The sequence below is a fragment of the Ruegeria sp. D7 genome (assembly GCF_056534355.1).
This window is the reverse complement of sequence record NZ_JBQFPG010000004.1, coordinates 335,355-355,565: the sequence shown is the minus strand read 5'-3', so window position 1 is coordinate 355,565 and position 20,211 is coordinate 335,355. Positions and strand designations below refer to the sequence as shown.

Below are 20,211 nucleotides of genomic sequence, written 5' to 3'. Positions count from 1 at the left end.
AGTTATCCCGAGATCGTTTGAGGCAGAGCCTATCGCATGACGCCGCCTTTGTGAACGCTTTAGGCCGATTGCGGGATCGCACCTCGCTTGGCCATAAAACGTTGCAGCCGATCCAGTCCCTCCTGAATGTCTTCGGTCGATCGCGCATAGGAAAATCGCAGCGTCGTGTGCCCGCGCACCGGGTCGAAATCCAGCCCCGGCGTCACGGCAACCCCGGCTTTGTCGAGAATCTCGGCTGCAAATGCCCGGCTGTCATCGGTCAAGTCTGAGACATCCGCGTAAACATAAAACGCCCCATCCGGCGGTGCGATATTGGTAAAACCGGCCTTGGGCAACCCGTCCAACATCAACAGACGATTGCGGCGGTATACATCCAGATTGGCCTGCAATTCGTCGTCACAATCCATAGCTACCAATGCGGCCACCTGACTGGCGTGAGGCGCGCAGATGAACATGTTCTGGGCAATCCGCTCGACCACGCGCACCTGATCTTCGGGCACAACCATCCAGCCAACACGCCAACCGGTCATCGAGAAATACTTGGAGAATGAGTTGATCACATAGCACTCATCCGTCAGCTCGAGCGCAGTGACGGCTTTGGCCTCGTATTCCAGCCCGTGATAAATCTCGTCACTGATGAACGATGCACCCTGCGCGTGCGCCGCATCGATCAGCGCCTGCATCGCCGCATGATCCAGCATTGTCCCAGTCGGGTTGGCAGGCGAGGCAACCATCAATCCCTGCAAATCAAGCCCCGTGAAATCGGCGGGCACCGGCTGCAGCCGGTTTTCCGGTGCTGTCGGCAAGTCTACCGGCACCAAACCCAATGCTTTCAGGATTTGCCTATATGAGGGATATCCCGGGGCACCAATCCCCACCCGATCACCGCTGTCGAACAGAGCGGTAAAGGCGAGCAAAAACCCGCCCGATGATCCCGGTGTGATGACCACCCGTTCTGGATTGAGATCAACGCCATACCATTCACCATACATCTGCGCGATCCGCTGACGAAGAGCGGGCAAACCCAAAGCCACCGTATACCCAAGCGGCCCTTGTTCCATGGCCTTCGCCAATGCTTCGGTTGCCCCTTTGGGTGCGCCGGTCCCCGGTTGACCTACTTCCATGTGAACGACATGCCGCCCGGCTTCTTCCGCCTTGCGCGCGGCCTCCATCACGTCCATCACGATGAAGGGATCGACCCCGGAACGGGTTGAGTTTCTCATGGCCATCTCCCATGTTGCAGCCATGGCTTTTGAACGCTTATCCCGGCTGGCGTCAATCCCGGCCGTGTTGCTGCTGGCAGTGACATGGTCGATCAGCGCCATGCAGGCCAGCGCGCAAAGCCTTATCCGCGATCCCGACATTGAACACGGGCTGCAAGAGCTTGCCTTTCCGATCCTGCGGGCCGCTGGCCTGAACACCAACCGGGTGCGCGTACTGATCGTCAATGATGGTACGTTCAATGCCTTCGTGATCGATTACAACACGATCTATATCAACTATGGCTTGATCCTGAGCGTCGATACGCCCGAGATGCTGCAAGCGGTGATCGCACACGAGGCCGCGCACATCGCCAACGGCCACTTGGCCAGACGCTCAGAGAACCTGCGCGCGGCACAACGTAACGCGCAGCTTGGGACACTTTTAGCGCTTGCAGCCGCAGCCGCAGGTGGCGGAGAAGCTGCTGCAGGAATTGCAGCGGGCACACAAGCCTCGGCGCTGCGCAGCTTTCTGGGCCATACGCGGGCCGAAGAAGCCTCGGCGGATCGAAGTGCTGCCAGCTATTTGCGTTGGGCGGGAGTATCTCCGCGCGGGATGGTCAACCTGCACCGTAAGTTCGCGGGGCAAGAGCTGTTGAACCCCGTCAATCAAGACCCCTACATGCGCTCACACCCTACCAGCCGCGAACGTTTGCGCGCGGCCGAGGCCTTTCTGAACGAATTCGGCGACAAGGCAGAGCAAAACGCAAATGCCGATTACTGGTTCGCGCGGATCAAAGGTAAGTTGTCAGCCTTTCTTCGATCCCCGACCTGGACCATGCGTCGCGCGGGCGAAGAAAAAGATCGTGACATACGCCTGATGCGCGAGGCATCGGCCCATCATCAAAATCGCGATCTCGCCCGTGCCCGCGCCGCAATCGATGATGCGCTGGAGATTCGCCCTGACGATCCGTTTTTTTATGAATTGAAGGGCCAGATTCTATTGGAGAACCGGCGCGTGCGCGAAGCTGTGGATGCCTACGGTGCAGCCGTTGATATGGCGCCCAACAATGCCCTGATCCTCGCCGGTTACGGACGTGCTTTGCTGGCGGATGGCAAGACGAAGAAAGCCCTGCAAGTGCTTGAAAAGGCACGCGCACGCGACTATCGCAATGCCCGGCTGATGCAGGATCTGGGTTCTGCCTATTCGCAGGTGGGCAACAACGGAATGGCGTCTGCGGTGACTGCAGAACGCTATGCGCTGCAGGGCCGACTTGATGATGCGGGCATACATGCTAAACGGGCTGTTGCACAGCTCCCCGAAGGCTCTCCGGGTTGGCAAAGGGCACAGGATGTGTTGATTGCCTCGGAGCGCGCAAAGAAGAAGAAAAAGAGGAAACGGAAATGATCCTGAGACATGCTGCACCGGCCCTATTGGGTCTTTCCCTGATCACTGGTCCTGCGCAGGCGCTGGAATTGAACGCGATGAGCGACGCCGAGAAGGCCGAGTTTGGCGCACAGGTGCGCGAATACCTTCTGGAAAACCCCGAAGTGATCCTCGAGGCGATCAACATCCTTGAGGAACGCAATGCCGTTGCCGAGGCTCAGGCTGACAAGGAGCTTGTCGCGGCCAACGCTGACGAGCTTTTTAATGACGGTTACAGCTGGGTCGGTGGCAATCCGGACGGCGATATTACTCTGGTCGAGTTCATGGACTACCGTTGCGGTTACTGTCGACGCGCCGTGCCCGAAGTGGCCACCCTGCTGGCCGAGGACGGCAATATCCGTCTTGTGATTAAGGAATTGCCGATCCTGGGCGATGCCTCTGTAGCGTCATCCCGCTTTGCCATCGCAACAAAACAGGTGGCCGGAGACGATGCCTATAAGCAGGTCCATGACGCTCTGCTGGAATTCAGCGGCGAGCCCTCCGAGGTGACCCTGCGCCGGATTTCAGATGGGCTGGGTCTGGACAGCGACGCGATCATCGCGGCAATGAACAGCGATGAGGTCACCGAAGAAATCGCAAAAACCCGCGATCTGGCGCAAAAGCTGCGGATTTCAGGCACACCGTCCTTTGTTCTGGGCACCGAAATGATGCGCGGGTACCTGCCCGCAGACCAAATGCTCCAGATCGCAAATGGTGTTCGGGCAGAACAGGGTTAAGTCATCACTGTGGGTTTCCAGCATGGATCGACGGAACCTCTTACTCACTGGAGGTGCGCTGAGTTTTATGGGCCTGTCTAAGCAAGCCCTCGCTCAGCGCACCTCAAACTTCTTTGTACCGGCGGAAGAAGCGCCCCACGAACGCACATTTATGCAATGGCCGGTCAGCCGCAAAGTTTACCGTGACCAGATCTTTCTGGATATGGTGCAACAAACCATCGCGGAAATCGCGAACGCCATTTCCTCCTTTGAACCCGTGACAATGCTTGCGGCGGCAAAGCACCATGCGGATGCGCGTCAAAAACTATCCTCATCAGTCGAGCTCTGGGATGTTCCAACCGAAGATTTGTGGTGCCGCGACGCGGGTCCAATCTTCGTGATCGACAATCGAGGCGGGATTGCGGTCACTCATATCCAGTTCAACGGCTGGGGTCGGAAACAGGTGCACAAACACGATGCGCGGATCGCTGCCAAGGTTGCCGACCATCTCGGTCTGCCCCTGCTTCCGACCGGCTTGAAAGGCGAGGCCGGCGGTGTAGAACAAGACGGTCATGGGTTGATCATGGCCCATGAAAGCTCATGGGTGAATGAGAACCGCAATCCAGACCTGTCACGCAATGAAATTGAATCTCGATTACTGGCTGCATATGGGGCCGACCGCATGGTCTGGTCCGATGGGGTCTGGGGCGAGGATATCACCGATTACCACATCGACAGTCTGGCGCGCTTCACCGGCCCTGGGCGCGTTTTGATCAACCTGCCAGACGAGCCGGATATGGATGATCCGTTTCATGTCGCGGCCCTTGATACTCATGACCGTCTCGTCGCCGAAGGATTGCAGGTTGAGGTGATCCCTGAACCCAATAGGCGCCGAGTTAACGATCCCGAATTCGTGGCGTCTTATGCGAATTACTATGTTTGTAATGGCGGCATCGTGATGGCCCAGTTCGGAGACCGCGAAACCGATGAGATTGCACAGATGGCCCTAGCTCGTCACTACCCCGGGCGCGAGATCATTGCATTGAATGTCGACGTATTGGGCGAGCTGGGCGGCGGCATTCACTGCGCAACACAGCAAATGCCTGTTGCATAGGCCTTGTTACTCAGCAGCTTCAGCTGCCGCATCTAGCTCTGCTGCCTTCTTTTCGACCTCTTCAACGATGTGATCAATCATCTGGTCGTTTGACATCTTGTGGCTGGCTTTGCCTGCCAGATAGACCATGCCCGAGCCTGCCCCGCCACCGGTGAAACCGACATCGGTCATCAGCGCCTCACCCGGACCGTTCACGACACAGCCGATGATCGACAGGCTCATGGGTGTCTTGATGTGTTCCAAGCGATGCTCCAACGCCTCAACCGTTTTGATTACGTCAAAACCCTGTCGCGCGCAGGAGGGGCATGAGATGATGTTCACGCCGCGATGGCGCAGGCCCAGAGATTTCAGGATCTCATAGCCGACCTTGACCTCTTCCACCGGATCAGCAGACAGGCTGACGCGGATCGTGTCGCCAATGCCCATCCACAGCAGATTGCCCAGACCGATGGCCGATTTGATGGTGCCGCTGACCAGCCCTCCGGCCTCGGTGATGCCCAGATGGATGGGCGCATCCGTCGCCTCGGCAATGCCCTGATAAGCCGCGGCTGACAGGAATACGTCGCTGGCCTTCACACTGATCTTGAAATTGTGAAAGTCGTTGTCTTCGAGAATACGGATATGCTCCAACCCGCTCTCGACCATCGCTTCGGGGCACGGCTCGCCGTATTTCTCAAGCAGGTGCTTTTCCAGGCTCCCTGCGTTCACCCCGATCCGGATCGAGCAATTGTGGTCTCGCGCGGCTTTGATGACCTCTTTCACCCGTTTTTCATCGCCGATATTGCCCGGATTGATCCGCAGACAGGCCGCACCGGCCTCGGCGGATTCGATTCCGCGACGGTAGTGGAAATGAATATCAGCCACGATAGGAACAGGGCTTTCGCGCACGATCTCTTTCAGCGCTTTTGACGAGGCCTCATCCGGGACCGAGACCCGCACGATATCCGCCCCCGCCTCTGCTGCCGCCTGCACCTGTGCCACGGTCGCAGCCACATCGGTGGTCAGCGTGTTGGTCATGGTCTGCACGGCAATCGGTGCGTCACCTCCGACGGGCACATTGCCAACCATGATCTGGCGGGATTTGCGGCGATAGATATTGCGCCAAGGGCGCACGTGATTGAGCGACATGAGGATCGATCCGGATCAGCCTGAATTGACCCTTAGATAGTTCGCCATCCCTTGGGGAGCAATGCCAAGATCACTCGGCGGGCGCTTCTGCCGCCTCGGTCTGCAACTCGGCCACCAGTTGCTTGAGTGCGCTGTTCTGATCGGCCTCAAGATCGGCAACTGCGAAGGTTTCTGCAACGGCATCCTTTGACAGAACAACACCTTTGGCCACCGTACCCGGCGCGCCCACAGGACCAAAGTGTTCGCCATTCATCGAGAAATAGACCGACCCCGCGGCTCCTGCTCGCAGTTGCGGGGGTTCCTCGGTGAGCGGCACTTCAAACGTGCTGCCCTGCTCAACGGTACCCAGAGTTCCTTCGAAAATCACGCTGCCATCGGCTGCAGTGACACGCATCCAAGCAGGGTTCACGGCCACGATCTTCAGCGTCGTATCCAGCTTTTCAACCACTTGAGGCAAGGCCGGGCGTTCAACCGTATGAACTTCGGTCACTTTGATTTGCGGAGGTTCAGGCGCGCGGAACGTTCCGACATTGCGCGGATCAAGGGTGGAAATCGGCGCATCGCGCGCCACCAGCACCGGCACATCAAGTGCCTGCGGACGATACAGACGATCCAGCGCTTCAGAGCTTGGCACCTCGGCGCTGGCCAGTTCCGTTGCCTCGGGCCGGGCCTGCGCGGCATCCAGCGGGTCAAGGTCTGTAAGCACGACGGGGGCCTGCTCAACCGGGCTGACCTGCACCTGCTGAATGCGGTTCAGAACCGACCAGCCCCCATAACCGATGCCGCCAATGACGGCCAACAGCACCAGCGTCGATCCAATAGCACGCGGTTCAATCTGGCTGACTACGGATTCGCGGCCCGGAATATAAGGCGTATTGGGCGAGACAAACGGATCACGTCCCATCGGCCCGCGTGAGGGCAAACCACCTTGCGCCTTTTTGACCACCGACGCCTCGGCCGACATGCCATGCGCAACCTCGAAACCGCTTTCCTGACAGAAGGTCGCAAAAGTCTCATCGGGGTTCATGCCCAGATAGCGGGCATATGAACGCACATACCCGGCGATGAAGCCGGGTGTGTCAAAGGCATCGGGATCTGCATTTTCGATGGCGGCGATGTAGTTGGCTTTGATTCGCAGTTCACGCTGCACATCCAGAAGCGACTTGCCCATCGTTGCACGTTCGCCGCGCATGACATCGCCAAGCCGTACCTCATAGTCATCAAAACCCTTGGGTCTGACGTCCATGTCTTCTTCGGAATCGCGCTGTGATCTGCGCCCAATCATTCCTGCTGCCCCATCTTTGCCTGTCGCGTGTTACGCGCAAACGTCGAATCGCCCCTATAACGATTCGTCCGCTTCTTTTGTTAGCGTAAGCTTAACACGCAGCAAACTCGTTGCACACTTTAGCGTGAGGTTATCCAGCAAGTTCGGCGCGATTTAGCGCACAATGTGACCAAAGTTCGTCCATCGCCTGCACCAGACGGTTCATTTCGTCGGGTCCATGCACCGGAGATGGCGTAAACCGCAGACGTTCGGTGCCGCGCGGAACGGTCGGGAAATTGATTGGCTGCACATAGATACCATAGTCATCCAGCAGCATATCGCTCAACTTCTTGGTGTGGACGGGGTTGCCAACGATCACCGGCACAATGTGGCTGCCGTGATCAATCAGAGGCATGCCAAGTCCTTTCAGCCTCAGCTTAAGAATGCTGGCCTGGGTCTGGTGCTGCTCGCGCAGTTCAGGCGCGCGCTTGAGATAGGCCACCGAGGCTGCCGCCCCTGCCGCAACCGCAGGTGGCAGCGAGGTAGTAAAGATAAAGCCCGGCGCATAGGACCGGATGGCGTCACACATCTTGGCACTCGCCGCGATGTAGCCGCCCATGACACCGTAGGCTTTGGCAAGCGTTCCGTTGATGATGTCAATGCGATGCGCCAACCGATCACGCTCGGTTACACCCCCGCCGCGGGGGCCGTACATGCCAACTGCGTGAACCTCATCAATATAGGTCAAAGCACCGAATTCATCGGCCAGATCGCAAATCTCTTCAATCGGTCCGAAATCGCCATCCATCGAATAGACCGACTCAAACGCGATCAGCTTGGGGGCTGCAGGGTCATCAGCCTCAAGCAACTCACGCAGATGTGCCACGTCATTGTGGCGGAAGATGCGTTTGGCACCCCCGTTGCGGCGCACGCCTTCGATCATCGACGCATGGTTCAGTGCATCGGAATATATAATCAGGCCGGGGAACAGTTTTGGCAGAGTGCTGAGTGTCGCGTCATTGGCGATATAGGCACTGGTGAATAGCAGTGCGGCTTCTTTGCCGTGCAAGTCCGCCAATTCAGCTTCCAGCCGTTTGTGATAGACTGTCGTGCCTGAAATGTTGCGCGTTCCGCCCGAGCCTGCGCCTGCGGCCTCCACCGCCTCGTGCATGGCCTCCAGAACAACAGGATTCTGACCCATGCCCAAATAATCATTGCCACACCACACGGTGATGTTCTGCTGCGAACCATCGGGACAAGTCCGTACCGCATGCGGAAAATGACCGTTCCGGCGTTCAATATCGATAAAGGTCCGATAACGTCCTTCGTCATGCAGCCTGGCAATCGCTGTATCGAGCTGAGCAGTATAGTCCAACGGACCCTCCTTGGATGCCCGGTTATTATAGCCCCGGGCGACTTTTTTCGCCACTTCACAAGCCGGGCTGGAAGTATGGCGTCGCGTTCATCTGTCCAACTGGCCTACAGCCGAACAGCCGAACCCAACTTTGATTTGCATCAAATAACGCCAAACGCCTAAACCGACAAGCAAAGTTACGACCACAAGACGCGAGGAAACGCCGCAGGCCTTTCCCCCAGATCCAGCACAGAAACCTGCTGGACGGTACCGCCCATGCTGATAGGCTCTGCCCAATTTCAAGACCTTCCCAGGAGACCCCTATGTCGCTTGACGCTGTACTGAGCCGGATCGACGCCGATCTGACCACCTCCATCGACCGCCTGATGGAGTTTCTGCGCATTCCCTCCATCTCGACTGACCCGGCCTTCAAGGACCAAGTCGACCAGGCTGCCGATTGGCTGGTGGCGGATCTGAAAAGTATCGGTATTGCAGCCGAAAAGCGCGAAACTCCGGGACATCCCATGGTCGTTGGCCATGTCGGTGAGGACAGCGGTGGGCCGCATGTTCTGTTCTATGGACACTATGATGTGCAACCTGTCGATCCGCTGGAGCTGTGGACACGCGATCCTTTCGATCCGGCTTTGGAAGACACTCCACACGGACAGGTGATACGCGGGCGCGGCGCTTCTGACGACAAAGGCCAACTAATGACCTTCGTCGAGGCCTGCCGCGCCTGGAAAGCAGTGCATGGCACCCTGCCCTGCCGCATCACGTTTTTCTTCGAAGGTGAGGAAGAATCCGGGTCGCCCTCACTCGTGCCATTTCTCAAAGCAAACAAATCCGAGCTTCAGGCGGATCTCGCGCTGGTCTGTGATACTTCGATGGTGTCGCGGGGGGTGCCTTCGATAGCGTCGCAATTGCGCGGCATGCTCAAGGATGAATTCACAATCATCGGTCCCCGCATCGACCTGCATTCGGGCCACTATGGCGGGCCGGGTCTGAACCCGCTGCGGGAACTGTCGCGCATCGTCGCATCCTTCTATGATGAAGAAACCGGCCGCGTCGCAGTCGAAGGTTTTTACGAAGGCGTACACGAAGTCCCGGCCGAGCAATTGCGCCAATGGGAGAATTGCGGGTTCGATGAAGCGGAATACCTGAATTCGGTTGGCTATACCGAGCCGCACGGTGAAACAGGCTATTCCACGCTGGAACAACAATGGGCGCGACCCACGCTTGAAGTGAATGGCCTTTGGGGAGGTTACAACGGCGCGGGCTCCAAAACCGTTATCCCGTCCGAGGCACATTGCAAGATCACCTGCCGCCTGGTCGGCGACATGGACCCGGACGCGCTCCGCAAAAGGATCCGCAAACATGTCGAAGAGCGCCTGTCTACGGATGCTAAAGTGGTCTGGGACAGTGATCTCGAAGGCTCGCCTGCTTCGGTGATGAACCTTAGCCGCCCAGAATTCGAAGCGGCCCGCGGAGCACTTTCGGACGAGTGGAATCGCGAGGCCGTTTTCACCGGGATGGGCGGATCAATCCCGGTGGTTGGATATTTCAATACAGTGTTGGGGCTGGATTCGATGCTGGTTGGGTATGCCAACGACGATGATGCCATCCACTCGCCGAACGAGAAATACGACGTCAAAAGCTTCCACAAAGGCATCCGCTCGTGGGCCCGTATATTGGAAGCAACAAATAAATGAGGATCCTTTGCGAGGCTCTGCCTCGCGCTCCGAGGTATTTTCGGCCAGATGAAGTACGGATCCCCTGCTTCATCTGGCTATAAATATCTCGGGGGAGTCGCGGCTTGCCGCGGCGGGGGACAGAGCCCCCTGTCCTTACATGTGGATCACGCGTCCATAGGCATCCAGCACGCTTTCATGCATCATTTCAGACAGCGTCGGATGCGGGAAGACGGTGTTCATCAGGTCTTCTTCAGTGGTTTCCAACTGGCGACCGACCACATAGCCCTGAATAAGCTCTGTGACTTCGGCACCGATCATGTGTGCACCTAGCAGTTCCCCAGTCTTGGCATCGAAGACGGTCTTGATCAGTCCCTCGGGCTCACCAAGCGCGATGGCCTTGCCGTTGCCGATGAACGGGAAGCGTCCGACCTTGATCTCATAGCCCAGCTCTTTGGCCTTGGCTTCGCTATACCCAACCGAAGCGACCTGAGGCTGGCAATAGGTGCAGCCCGCGATGCTTTCAGGCTTCACCCGATGTGCGTGTTTGCCCGCGATCAGCTCAGCTACCATCACGCCTTCGTGGCTGGCTTTGTGTGCCAGCCAGGGCGCCCCGGCGATATCACCTATAGCGTAAAGCCCGTCTACCCCAGTGCGGCAGTATTCATCGGTGACCACGTGCGTGCGGTCGATCTTCACACCCAAGGCTTCAAGCCCGAGGTTTTCCACATTGCCGACGATGCCCACGGCCGAGATCACCGTATCAAAATCGTGTTTCTCAACCTTGCCTTTCACCTCGATATGCGCAGTCACCTTGCCCTTGGCGCGGTCCAATTGTTTAACCATCGCCTTTTCCATGATGGTCATGCCCTGCTTGGTGAAAGCTTTCTTGGCAAATGCACTGATCTCGGCATCTTCTACAGGCAGCACTCGATCCATCACCTCGACCACGGTCGTGTCCGCGCCCAACGTGTTATAGAAGCTGGCGAATTCGATCCCGATCGCACCCGAGCCGATGACCAGCAGTTTCTTGGGCATCCGCGGCGGTTGCAGCGCGTGTTTGTACGTCCAGACCAGATCGCCATCCGCTTCAAGGCCCGGCAGTTCGCGCGCCCGGGCACCGGTGGCCAGAACGATATTCTTCGCGGTTAGGTCTTCCGTGCCTTTGTCTGTTTTGACGCTGACCTTGCCCTTGGCGGGGATCGATGCCTCGCCCATGACAACAGCGACTTTGTTCTTTTTCAGCAGATGACCTATACCGCCGGACAACTGCGCGGCAACACCGCGCGAGCGCTTCACAACCGCATCCAGATCGTAGCCGACCTTGTCTGCTTTCAAGCCAAAATCCTTGGCACGCTCCATCAGGTGAAACACTTCCGATGACCGCAGTAGTGCCTTTGTCGGGATACAACCCCAGTTCAGGCAGATACCACCCAGATGCTCGCGCTCGACAACAGCGGTCTTCAGGCCCAGTTGCGCCGCGCGAATAGCGGCTACATAGCCACCGGGGCCAGCCCCGATTACGATCAGATCATAAGATTGTGCAGCCATGTTTCCCTCTCGGCACAGGTCAGTTCAAAAACTAGTTTACCGTTAAACTATTTTTTACAACGCATCAACATCAGAGCCCGCGACATATGTGACGCGGGGTCAAATCAGGTATTTGGAGCTGAATTCAGCCTATACCCACGTTACCGCAAAGGCTAGAACTGACGAATATGCACTTCCAGTTTTTGACCTTCCCGATTTTCGAAAGGCGTATCATGGCTAAAACGCTCAAAGATTTACTGCTCGCTCTTTTGAACGCGACATTGATATTGTTGGCTTTATGCCTGTTTTTGGGGTGGAAACTTGCGCAGTCTGTCGATCAGATCCGGGTCGGGTTTGCTGAGAACCTGCAGGTCGTGGCGCCGCTACGAGATCAGGCGCAGGGAATTCGTGGGGAACTGGCCGCGTTGCGCAGCGATCTTGCAACCCTTGGCAGTCAGGGCACGCAACTCGATGCGGTTACGCGCCAACAGTTGAATGCGGCATTGCGACGTTTGGGTGATCTGGAGGGGAAGCTGGAAGACACTCAGGCCCGATTGGCGGGCCTGGTCGAAGAACCAGAAGACTTGATCGACTATGCCATCACGACATCCGCCGACACTGTCACCGACCGCCTTCTGATCCTAAAAGGCTGTGAGCCCGCGACCTAGGTCGCGGCCTGCAACTCACGCACAGTCGAACCATATCCGCCATTACTGACATATGCGGCTTCGTGTTCAGTGGTCGCGCGTTCCAGCGCATCGTTTCGATACGGGAAACGACCGAACTTGCGGATCACCTCACGATGAGCGCGCGCATGAAGCAGATTGCTCTCGCCGCCTTCCGGCATCCGTTCGATCATAAGGCGCACACAGCGCTCCTGATCGCACAGATTTTCCGAATGCATCATCGGCAAATAAAAGAACTGCCGCGCCGGTTCGTCGATCTTAAGATCCCAGCCTTTGTCGACCGCGCATTTCGCTGCAGCCAGTGCTGCCCGATCCGATGCAAAGGCCTGTTTGCTTCCTCGGAACATGTTGCGAGGCAACTGATCCATAAGAATAATATAGGCCAGCGAACCGCTAGGATAGGTCAGCCAAAGCGAGAATTTACCCTCACACGCGGCTTCCCATGTTGAAAGAAATTTATCCCGGATCCGCGCATCCAGCGCTTCATCCTGCAGGTACCACCCCTCGGGGCCAACCTCATCTAACCAAAAACTCAATACTTCTTCAGGACCTACCATTGCCCTAGACTCCGTAATTGCCCTCCCCAGGACGTAACGTCATTAAAATCACTTTTACAGATTTGTGACAGTAACATATTGCAACACAAAAGTCACATTTCCGGCGCTCAGGCGGGTTCTTGCGTATCCTGCTCGTCCTGGGCTGCCTCAATGGCGACCTCTTGCGCAACTTCCAGGGCAACGGGCGAAGATGTCGGGTAGATCGGGGCAATCGATCCGGTTTCATCCACGGGTTTGTAGACGCGCTGGGTCATACGATAGGCCGCATAGGCGGCCATGATGAACATCAGCGCCGCGATGAACAGGAAAAAGCCTTGTGGGCCGAGCACGCCAGCCCCCATTAGCCAACCGGTGATAATTGGACCTGCGATTGCGCCCAAGCCGTTAATAAAAACCAGACCGCCCGAAGCCGCCGACATATCGTCATACTCCAAGTAGTCATTGGTATACGCGATCAACAGAGAATAGAGCGGGCTTGTCATGCCGCCGATGATAAAGGCAGCTACGAGAAGCATGGTGAAAGTGACGCCCAGTATCATGCCTATCACGGCGCCTACCCCACCAACAGCGGCCACCAGCATGATCAGCAGACGGCGGTCCATTCTGTCGGACATCCAGCCCAACGGATATTGCAGGACTACGGCGCCGATATAAAACACCGCGACGAAGGTCGAAATCTCGACCAGACTCAACCCCACCTGAGCGCCATAAACGGCGCTCATCCCGAATTGCGCTGAGAATATCCCGCCCAACAAGAACATGCCGACACAGCCCAGTGGCGATGTTTCCATCAGTTGGCGTAATGTCATCGGTTTGGTGGTATCGAACGCCGGTGTTGGAGAGATGGACAGCAGAATAGGCGCAAATGAGATCGAAACCAGAATAGAAGCGATGACAAAGGTCTCATATCCCGCCGGGTCACCGACCAGCAGCAATGCCTGAGCACTCACGACCCCCGTCATCTGCACCATCATATAAAGCGACAGCGCCTGTCCCCGATTCTCGTTGTTGGCCGCGTTGTTCAGCCAGCTTTCCGCCGTCACGTACACGCCCGAGAAACAGAATCCGATAATCACACGGCCCAGCGACCATGCAATCGGATCCGTGAGCATCGGATACATGATCATGACGGCTGAGATAAAGGAAGCCAGCGCTGCGAATACGCGCACGTGACCAACTCGCCGGATCATCTCGGGGGCCAAACGCGAACCACCTAGGAAGCCAAGGAAATAGGCCGACATAACAAAAGACATCTCGAGGGTCGAAAAGCCCTCGATTTCGCCGCGCACACCCAGCAACGTGCCCTGCAGGCCGTTGCCGACCATCAGCAATCCCATTCCCAAAAGAAGCGCCCAAGCGCTGGAAAGAACCTGAAGCATTCTGTCTATCCAAAATTGCCGGTGTGTTTTGTCCGCTTTGCCGTCAATGACGAAGCACGTCGCGCTTGTCTACGACATTGTAAGGGCGCAGATGGCCAAGATACGACTATGGTATAAGCAGAGATCCGTCGCCGTATGAGAAAAAGCGATATTCTTCTGCGATAGCGTGGTCATAGACCGACTTGACCCGATCCTGCCCAATCAACGCCGAAACCAGCATCAGCAATGTGGATTTCGGCAGGTGGAAGTTGGTCATCAGCGCATCAGTGACGTGAAATTCAAAACCTGGGTATATGAAGATATCGGTCTCGCCTTCCCACGGCGCGATCCGGCCGCGTCGTGCTGCGCTTTCGATCAGTCGAAGGGCAGTTGTGCCCACCGGGATAACGCGCCCGCCCGCTTCTTTGGTCGCCGCAATCTCGGCAGCGGCCTGCGCGCTGACCCGTCCCCATTCGGCGTGCATCTTGTGGGTGGTCACGTCTTCCACTTTGACCGGCAGAAATGTGCCTGCCCCCACATGCAGCGTGACATGCGTGAACTCGACACCGCGCTCCGATAGCGCCTGCAAAAGCGCATCATCAAAATGCAAGGACGCGGTTGGGGCCGCTACGGCTCCGGAGTTTCGCGCCCACACAGTTTGGTAGTCGGTCTTGTCTTGTTCATCCGCCGCACGTTTCGCTGCGATGTAGGGAGGCAACGGCATCGCGCCGGCCTGCTCCAACGCTTGATCGAAATCCTCTCCGGTCAGGTTAAAGCGCAGATAGGCTTGGCCATCGGCAACTCGGTCCAGGGTTGCGCTCAGATCGTCTGAGAATACGATCTCTTCGCCCGGTTTGATCTTCTTAAGCGGCTTGATCAGCGCGGCCCAACAACCATCAGATTGCGGGTCCAGCAATGTCGCCTCAATCGCGGCAGATACCTGCCCTTGCGCGCTGTCACGGTGGCGGCGACCGCTGAGGCGAGCGGGAATGACGCGGGTGTCGTTCAGCACCAGACGGTCCCCGGGCTGCAATATGTCCGGCAGATCGAACACGCGCCGGTCCTGAACAGCATCACCCTGCGCAAGCAGCAGTCGCGCGGACGAGCGCGGGCTGGCGGGACGCGTGGCGATCAGGTGTTCAGGCAGGTGGAAGTCAAAGTCGCTGAGTTTCATGGCCGCGCCATACATCGGCCCGACAGATTCGGCCACAGCTCAGATCAGCGATCCTCACCACGTGTCTGGAAGGCGGGATTGGGTTCGCCAGATCGATCCGGTGTGGCATTCGGGCCATCCGAGACCGTTGGCGCAGGCTCGCGCAACAGGTTGCGCAGAAACAGAGGTGCGAGACCAGACAGAGGATTGACCGAAACTTGCGGGTCGGACAGCGGTCCGGACAAAGTGTAGTTGAAGGCAAAGATACCTTCCCCCTTTTTGGTCAGAACGCTGCCAATTGCATTGACCAGATAGATCGGTGAAATCGCGCCGCGCAGGTTCAGCATCCCGGCTACAGTGTCGACCGTACCATCAAAGGACAGCCCCATTGATGGCCCCACGGCACTACCGCTCAGCACTTTCACCTCGGTCGGAGTGATACGCATTTTGCTGTCGATGGCTGCGAAGAAAATACCTTGCCCCGCCATTTCATCCAGCAACCCCACCAGACTGATCGCGTTCAATATCGCTGCCATGGCCGGGGCGTCCGTGATCCGCGTATTTTTGATTTTCAGGTCGACGTCATAGTTTCCAGGCTCTGCGATCGGATCCAGCTGCAATTGCATTGTTCCACCGCGTGCCTGCGTCAGAACCCCTGCTGATCGCAGAACTGCCCCTGCATCGTCCGAGGTTAGACCAACCGCAGATCGGGACGCGCGCGGGGTGACCTGACCGCGGATCGCTGCACCGCCATTGACTTGCGACGCAAAGCTGCCGGTCAGTCCGCCAGTGGTTTGAAACGAGCCAGTCAACCCGGTCAACGCAACGGATTCAGTGACTTGTAGTCGGTCCAGCTTCACATCCAGCTTTGGCCCGGGCCCGGCAGCACCACCGCTGCTACCTCCCTCACCGATGGTGGATTTTCCCAGATCAAGCACGCCGCCCAACACACGGATATCTGGCAGCGCGGCACCACGCCCAATCAATTCCGCCGGAACTGCAAGCCAGTCGCCCAGTTCGAACGTGCTGAACCGTACCCTTTCGAACCCGCCATCCCGGAACGAGATCGCTGCAGTTGTCCGTAGACCAGCAGCGTTGATCCGAAGGGAATCGACACTTAGCTGAGCGCCCAGCGTGGCCTCGGCAGTCAGAGAGCCGCCAGTGCTGGCTGATTTGCGCCATCCAAGCTCAGGGATCGCCAGCGCGACACCAACCAGATCGGATTGTGCGGACAAGCGCGGGGGCTCACCCGCACCAAGACTCAGGCTGAAATCGGCGATCCCCTCTCCGGTCAACATGCCGCGCGGCAGTCCGGCATTGATTTGTTCCATCAGACGCGGGGAGAATTCGATTTGACCTGTCAGTTCGCTTTGCTGCGGGGTTTCGCCTCCGATCGGCTGCCGCCAAAGCGCTTCAACCGGTACGACGCCAAACAGCCCCTCGCCCTGGATGGCCACTTGCGTCTGGTCGCCGCTCAGGTCCAATCGGTCTGCGCTGACTTCAAATCCGGGTACCAGCTTGCTGCTGTCCAAATTCGACAACTCGCCAACAAAATGGAACCTGGTATCTTCCAGCTTCAGGCCCTTAATCAACGGCAAGGAAAGCGTTCCACTCAGACTGACCTGACCGTCGGCCAGATCCACCGGCAGATTGGCCTTGGTCAGCAGTTGCAGCGGCGGCCGGTCCAGCAATGACATGGCTGCGGTTACACTGCCGCTGGCCTTAATCCGCGCAATGGCCGGGGTGGTTTTTTTGATGCCGGTATCGGGGATGATGAACGAGGTGCCCGAGGCATCAACGGTACCTCCTTCATCCGCGATCACAATCCCCTTTTGCGCCGAGACGGTAAAGCGCCGGTTGAGCAGGCTGGCCTGCCCCTGCGCGTCTTGGATAGTTGGCAACGTCTTGGCGAACCGAATCTCGGTCTCGTCAAATTCGAAATCCGCATAGATGTCCGGCTTTTCGCCGGGCCGTAGACGCAGGGCGAAATCCAGATCGGACATTTCTCCGTGATAGAGGTTATCGGTGACCCAAAGGCGCGGTTTCGGGGCAAGTCGTTCGGGCCAGTAGTTCAACAGCTGATCAGAGCTCATCCGATCAATCTGCGCGTCAATGGCTGCGACCCAGCCGTCGGTCAAACCAGCCAGAGACCCGCTGAGCCGTGCGCGATGTGCACCGTCTTCAACCGTCATTTGCCCCAGCTGTATACGGAACGGCGCAAGTTTCATCTGGAAATCAACATCGGCCCGCGTCAGATTCAGTGCTTCGGGGAACAGATTGGCCGGGTTGATCTCAATCCCGCTGAGGCGGAACTGCCCCGACATACTGTCCAACCCGCCAGCTTTGACCCCATGTAGAAAGGCCTTGCCATCTGCCTGCACCGTACCCCAGGCAGACTGGATCGAGACTTCATTGAAATCCAGCGCCTGTTGTTTCGGGTCGTAGGTAAAATACGTCCGCGCCGCGTCGAATTTGATCGGTGTTGTTTCAGGCGTGGGCTGCACGGCGCCTGCACCCAGATTCAACGTGGCAAAGACCGGCCCCAGCGCGCCCTCAGTATCAATGCCACCCCTCAAAGCACCTGAGATCGGTGTGCGAAGTACCTGCATCCATGCCAGCGCCGGGCTGTGGCCTGCGATATCCTCGGCGGGAAGATCGGTGATCGAGATGCCGAACTGCGCAGCGGGACTGCCCAGCAAACTGGTATAGTTGGCCTCGATCGTGCTGACATAATCGCGACCGGCCAGCACCGAGAAACTGGTGGCCAGACGAACCTCACCCGCGCTGCGGTTGGCCTGAATACGCCCGCCGTCCAGCACCCAGGACCGGCCCAACCGCAGGTCCTGATAGTCCAGTGTAATTGCATCCAGTTCGACCGAGGTCAGGGCTGACAAAATAGGTGCCTGGAACACCTCGTCCGATGATTCAATCAGCTGCGCCAGGTTCCGGGCCTGACCGACCGGCGCACTTCCGGCACCGACGGTCAGCGACAGCGCTCCATCGACACCCCGTGTCAGTGCAATCTGCGCGCCTTGCAATATGATCCGCTTCGGGCGCACATGCCCGCGCAACAGCGGGCGCATCGACAGGCTGGCCCGCAGGTCGGACACTTCGGCAATCTGCCGTCCGTCCGCATCGCTGATACGAACATCAGTCAGTCGCAGTCGCGGACGCCAGCCTTCATGAATGATGAAACTGACATCGCCGAACCGAACTTTGACGCCACCCAATGTCTGATCAAGGCGCGCCTCGACCCGGTCGCGCAACCAATCCGGCGCGTGCATGCGCTGGCCGACAACCATAAAGCCGGTGACCAGTGCCAGAAATCCAAGGATGAAGACACCGCGCAATGTCCACAGCCCTGCGGTCCGACGCCGCGACCGACGGCGGGGTTTCTTATCCGCCTTCGTGTCATCCTGCTGTTCTTGCTGGACCAATTTGCGTCTCACGCCTTTCAACCTGTCAACGGAGCCCTATGATATGCGGCAACCGTTAATTTCTCAGCCGGAGTTTGAATATGCCCGAAGTCTCAGACATCGCACCCGACTTTACACTGCCTCGCGACGGCGGCGGCGAGGTGACCCTGTCGGAACAACGTGGCCGCGCGGTCGTTCTGTTTTTCTATCCCCGCGATGATACGCCGGGCTGCACCAAGGAATCCATCGGTTTCTCGGAACAACTACAAGCCTTTGCGGATGCGGGTGCTAACGTTTTCGGCATCTCGCGCGATACCGTGGCCAAGCATGACAAATTTGTCGCCAAGCACGGCCTTACGACGCCGCTTTTGTCCGATGAGGGTCAGAGCGTGTGCGAAGATTATGGCGTCTGGGTCGAAAAGAACATGTACGGACGCAAATCCATGGGGATCGAACGCTCGACCTTTCTGATTGATGCGGATGGAAAAATCGCCCGCGTCTGGCGCAAGGTGAAAGTGCCGGGTCATGTGGACGAAGTGTTGGAGGCCGCACGCGCGCTCTAGCCCTCTCGACCCGCGCGGGCATCAAGGGTATGACCCGCGCGGAGTGAAGCGTAAGGGGGCAAGCGTGTCAAAAACACTGACCGAAATGGCGACCGAGGTTTTGACCACATCAGTCGGTCGCGAGAAAACCGCCCTGTCCAAACGATACGCCGCTGCCTGGTTCGCAGCCCGGCAAGGCGACGCGCCCAAGATCGAAGTGGGCACCGCAAAGCCACCGCTATACCCTGCGCGACCTGAAAAGCCCGAACTGTTGTCGCCTCGTGATGTACCGCGCCGAAGGGCGGGGTCCGAGGCCGGCCGCATCGCACTGTTGCACGCTGTCGCTCATATAGAGTTGAACGCCGTGGATCTGCATTGGGATATCATTGCCCGGTTTGGCCATGTGCCCATGCCCATCGGCTTCTATGACGATTGGGTGAAATGCGCCGAAGAAGAATCGCGCCATTTTGAGATGGTCTGCGACTGCCTCGAACAGATGGGGAGCCATTATGGCGCCCTGCCCGCCCATGCAGGCATGTGGCGCGCCGCCGAGGACACTGCCGAGGATCTTATGGGTCGTCTTGCCGTCGTCCCAATGGTGCTTGAGGCACGTGGGCTGGACGTGACCCCCGGAATGATCGACATTTTCCGCAAGGCCAAGGCTGACGACGCAGTCGCTGCACTGGAAGTGATTTATGCCGAGGAAGTTGGTCACGTCGCCTATGGCTCGAAATGGTTCCACTTCTTGTGCGGGCGCGAGAATGCCGACCCCAAGGATGTATTCCACGCCCTCGTCCGCCGCTATTTCCACGGCGCGCTGAAACCACCATTTAACGAAGAGAAACGGGCCGAGGCCGGACTGCCGCCAGATTTCTATTGGCCCCTGACCGAAGACCTGCCACCACCCGGAGTTGTGTCGGACTGACAGCAAATGCTCGCTATCGGCAAGTTCTCGCCGATCACGTGCGGTAATTCTCCGTTCATAGCTCTTGATTGGTTAACAAACTTGCCCGAATGCCTCGACCGCTTTATGCAATCGCGTCAAGGAGCGGCTACTCACTCACGACCGGCTCCGAGATA

General features: G+C 57.9%; 16 protein-coding genes. 7 read left to right on the top strand and 9 right to left on the bottom strand.

Annotation, left to right across the window (positions count from 1 at the left end; genetic code table 11):
* Positions 1-59: 59 nt before the first annotated feature.
* On the bottom strand, positions 60-1,223 hold the full coding sequence (locus tag ACRZ9U_RS08845) for an aminotransferase class I/II-fold pyridoxal phosphate-dependent enzyme (protein ID WP_170403034.1): 1,164 nt from the start codon (positions 1,221-1,223) through the stop codon (positions 60-62).
* Here ACRZ9U_RS08845 and ACRZ9U_RS08840 point away from each other — a divergent pair.
* The 3 genes from ACRZ9U_RS08840 (at position 1,222) to ACRZ9U_RS08830 (ending at position 4,455) form a co-directional block, all read left to right on the top strand.
* Positions 1,222-2,607, top strand: coding sequence for a M48 family metalloprotease (locus ACRZ9U_RS08840; protein WP_170403037.1), 1,386 nt, complete (start codon positions 1,222-1,224; stop codon positions 2,605-2,607). The genes ACRZ9U_RS08845 and ACRZ9U_RS08840 overlap by 2 nt on opposite strands.
* Positions 2,604-3,362 carry a DsbA family protein gene (locus ACRZ9U_RS08835; protein WP_170396556.1) on the top strand — a complete coding sequence of 253 codons (759 nt, stop codon included), beginning with the start codon at positions 2,604-2,606 and terminating at the stop codon, positions 3,360-3,362. The genes ACRZ9U_RS08840 and ACRZ9U_RS08835 overlap by 4 nt, the downstream gene beginning before the upstream one ends.
* A gap of 67 nt (positions 3,363-3,429) precedes the next feature.
* Positions 3,430-4,455, top strand: coding sequence for an agmatine deiminase family protein (locus ACRZ9U_RS08830; protein ID WP_480901609.1), 1,026 nt, complete (start codon positions 3,430-3,432; stop codon positions 4,453-4,455).
* A gap of 6 nt (positions 4,456-4,461) precedes the next feature.
* Here ACRZ9U_RS08830 and ispG read toward each other — a convergent pair whose 3' ends face one another.
* From ispG to hemA, 3 genes are all read right to left on the bottom strand, one after another.
* Positions 4,462-5,583 (bottom strand): flavodoxin-dependent (E)-4-hydroxy-3-methylbut-2-enyl-diphosphate synthase, encoded by a 1,122-nt coding sequence (ispG, locus tag ACRZ9U_RS08825; RefSeq protein ID WP_170396552.1) that lies wholly within the window; start codon positions 5,581-5,583, stop codon positions 4,462-4,464.
* A gap of 70 nt (positions 5,584-5,653) precedes the next feature.
* Complete coding sequence (locus ACRZ9U_RS08820; RefSeq protein WP_170403043.1) at positions 5,654-6,868, bottom strand: helix-turn-helix domain-containing protein; 1,215 nt, start codon at positions 6,866-6,868, stop codon at positions 5,654-5,656.
* 130 nt (positions 6,869-6,998) lie between these two features.
* A complete protein-coding gene (hemA, locus tag ACRZ9U_RS08815; RefSeq protein WP_170403046.1) occupies positions 6,999-8,222 on the bottom strand; it encodes a 5-aminolevulinate synthase in 1,224 nt (407 codons plus the stop codon).
* A 302-nt stretch (positions 8,223-8,524) separates the two neighbouring features.
* Between hemA and ACRZ9U_RS08810 the strand changes: the two genes are divergently transcribed.
* Entirely contained in the window at positions 8,525-9,910 is a 1,386-nt protein-coding gene (locus tag ACRZ9U_RS08810; protein WP_480901607.1) for a dipeptidase, read from the top strand.
* Between the two features lie 135 nt (positions 9,911-10,045).
* Here the strand turns inward: ACRZ9U_RS08810 and lpdA are convergent, their stop codons facing one another.
* Positions 10,046-11,440 (bottom strand): dihydrolipoyl dehydrogenase, encoded by a 1,395-nt coding sequence (gene lpdA, locus ACRZ9U_RS08805; RefSeq protein WP_170403052.1) that lies wholly within the window; start codon positions 11,438-11,440, stop codon positions 10,046-10,048.
* Between the two features lie 212 nt (positions 11,441-11,652).
* On the opposite strand from lpdA, the gene ACRZ9U_RS08800 reads away from it, so the two are divergent.
* Positions 11,653-12,087: a hypothetical protein gene (locus tag ACRZ9U_RS08800; protein WP_170403054.1), complete on the top strand. Its 435-nt coding sequence runs from the start codon at positions 11,653-11,655 to the stop codon at positions 12,085-12,087.
* Here the strand turns inward: ACRZ9U_RS08800 and ACRZ9U_RS08795 are convergent.
* The 4 genes from ACRZ9U_RS08795 to ACRZ9U_RS08780 form a co-directional block, all read right to left on the bottom strand.
* Complete coding sequence (locus tag ACRZ9U_RS08795; protein ID WP_170396541.1) at positions 12,084-12,662, bottom strand: DUF924 family protein; 579 nt, start codon at positions 12,660-12,662, stop codon at positions 12,084-12,086. The genes ACRZ9U_RS08800 and ACRZ9U_RS08795 overlap by 4 nt on opposite strands.
* 107 nt (positions 12,663-12,769) lie before the next feature.
* Positions 12,770-14,041, bottom strand: a complete 1,272-nt coding sequence (locus tag ACRZ9U_RS08790; protein WP_170403056.1) for an MFS transporter — start codon at positions 14,039-14,041, stop codon at positions 12,770-12,772.
* A gap of 106 nt (positions 14,042-14,147) precedes the next feature.
* Positions 14,148-15,194, bottom strand: a complete 1,047-nt coding sequence (gene queA, locus ACRZ9U_RS08785; RefSeq protein ID WP_170404706.1) for a tRNA preQ1(34) S-adenosylmethionine ribosyltransferase-isomerase QueA — start codon at positions 15,192-15,194, stop codon at positions 14,148-14,150.
* Positions 15,195-15,238: 44 nt separating this feature from the next.
* Positions 15,239-18,622 (bottom strand): YhdP family protein, encoded by a 3,384-nt coding sequence (locus ACRZ9U_RS08780; RefSeq protein ID WP_480901604.1) that lies wholly within the window; start codon positions 18,620-18,622, stop codon positions 15,239-15,241.
* A gap of 68 nt (positions 18,623-18,690) precedes the next feature.
* Between ACRZ9U_RS08780 and ACRZ9U_RS08775 the strand changes: the two genes are divergently transcribed.
* Together ACRZ9U_RS08775 and ACRZ9U_RS08770 are read left to right on the top strand one after the other, a co-directional pair.
* A complete protein-coding gene (locus ACRZ9U_RS08775; protein WP_170396533.1) occupies positions 18,691-19,152 on the top strand; it encodes a peroxiredoxin family protein in 462 nt (153 codons plus the stop codon).
* Between the two features lie 85 nt (positions 19,153-19,237).
* Complete coding sequence (locus tag ACRZ9U_RS08770) at positions 19,238-20,056, top strand: ferritin-like domain-containing protein (protein ID WP_170404710.1); 819 nt, start codon at positions 19,238-19,240, stop codon at positions 20,054-20,056.
* The last annotated feature ends 155 nt before the right edge of the window (positions 20,057-20,211 follow it).

Coding starts and splice junctions, on each gene's coding strand:
- ACRZ9U_RS08840 (WP_170403037.1), top strand. CDS start 1,222: ATGGCCATCTCCCATGTTGCAGCCATGGCTTTTGAACGCTTATCCCGG.
- ACRZ9U_RS08845 (WP_170403034.1), bottom strand. CDS start 1,223: ATGAGAAACTCAACCCGTTCCGGGGTCGATCCCTTCATCGTGATGGAC.
- ACRZ9U_RS08835 (WP_170396556.1), top strand. CDS start 2,604: ATGATCCTGAGACATGCTGCACCGGCCCTATTGGGTCTTTCCCTGATC.
- ACRZ9U_RS08830 (WP_480901609.1), top strand. CDS start 3,430: ATGGGCCTGTCTAAGCAAGCCCTCGCTCAGCGCACCTCAAACTTCTTT.
- ispG (WP_170396552.1), bottom strand. CDS start 5,583: ATGTCGCTCAATCACGTGCGCCCTTGGCGCAATATCTATCGCCGCAAA.
- ACRZ9U_RS08820 (WP_170403043.1), bottom strand. CDS start 6,868: ATGATTGGGCGCAGATCACAGCGCGATTCCGAAGAAGACATGGACGTC.
- ACRZ9U_RS08810 (WP_480901607.1), top strand. CDS start 8,525: ATGTCGCTTGACGCTGTACTGAGCCGGATCGACGCCGATCTGACCACC.
- lpdA (WP_170403052.1), bottom strand. CDS start 11,440: ATGGCTGCACAATCTTATGATCTGATCGTAATCGGGGCTGGCCCCGGT.
- ACRZ9U_RS08800 (WP_170403054.1), top strand. CDS start 11,653: ATGGCTAAAACGCTCAAAGATTTACTGCTCGCTCTTTTGAACGCGACA.
- ACRZ9U_RS08795 (WP_170396541.1), bottom strand. CDS start 12,662: ATGGTAGGTCCTGAAGAAGTATTGAGTTTTTGGTTAGATGAGGTTGGC.
- ACRZ9U_RS08790 (WP_170403056.1), bottom strand. CDS start 14,041: ATGCTTCAGGTTCTTTCCAGCGCTTGGGCGCTTCTTTTGGGAATGGGA.
- queA (WP_170404706.1), bottom strand. CDS start 15,194: ATGAAACTCAGCGACTTTGACTTCCACCTGCCTGAACACCTGATCGCC.
- ACRZ9U_RS08775 (WP_170396533.1), top strand. CDS start 18,691: ATGCCCGAAGTCTCAGACATCGCACCCGACTTTACACTGCCTCGCGAC.
- ACRZ9U_RS08770 (WP_170404710.1), top strand. CDS start 19,238: ATGGCGACCGAGGTTTTGACCACATCAGTCGGTCGCGAGAAAACCGCC.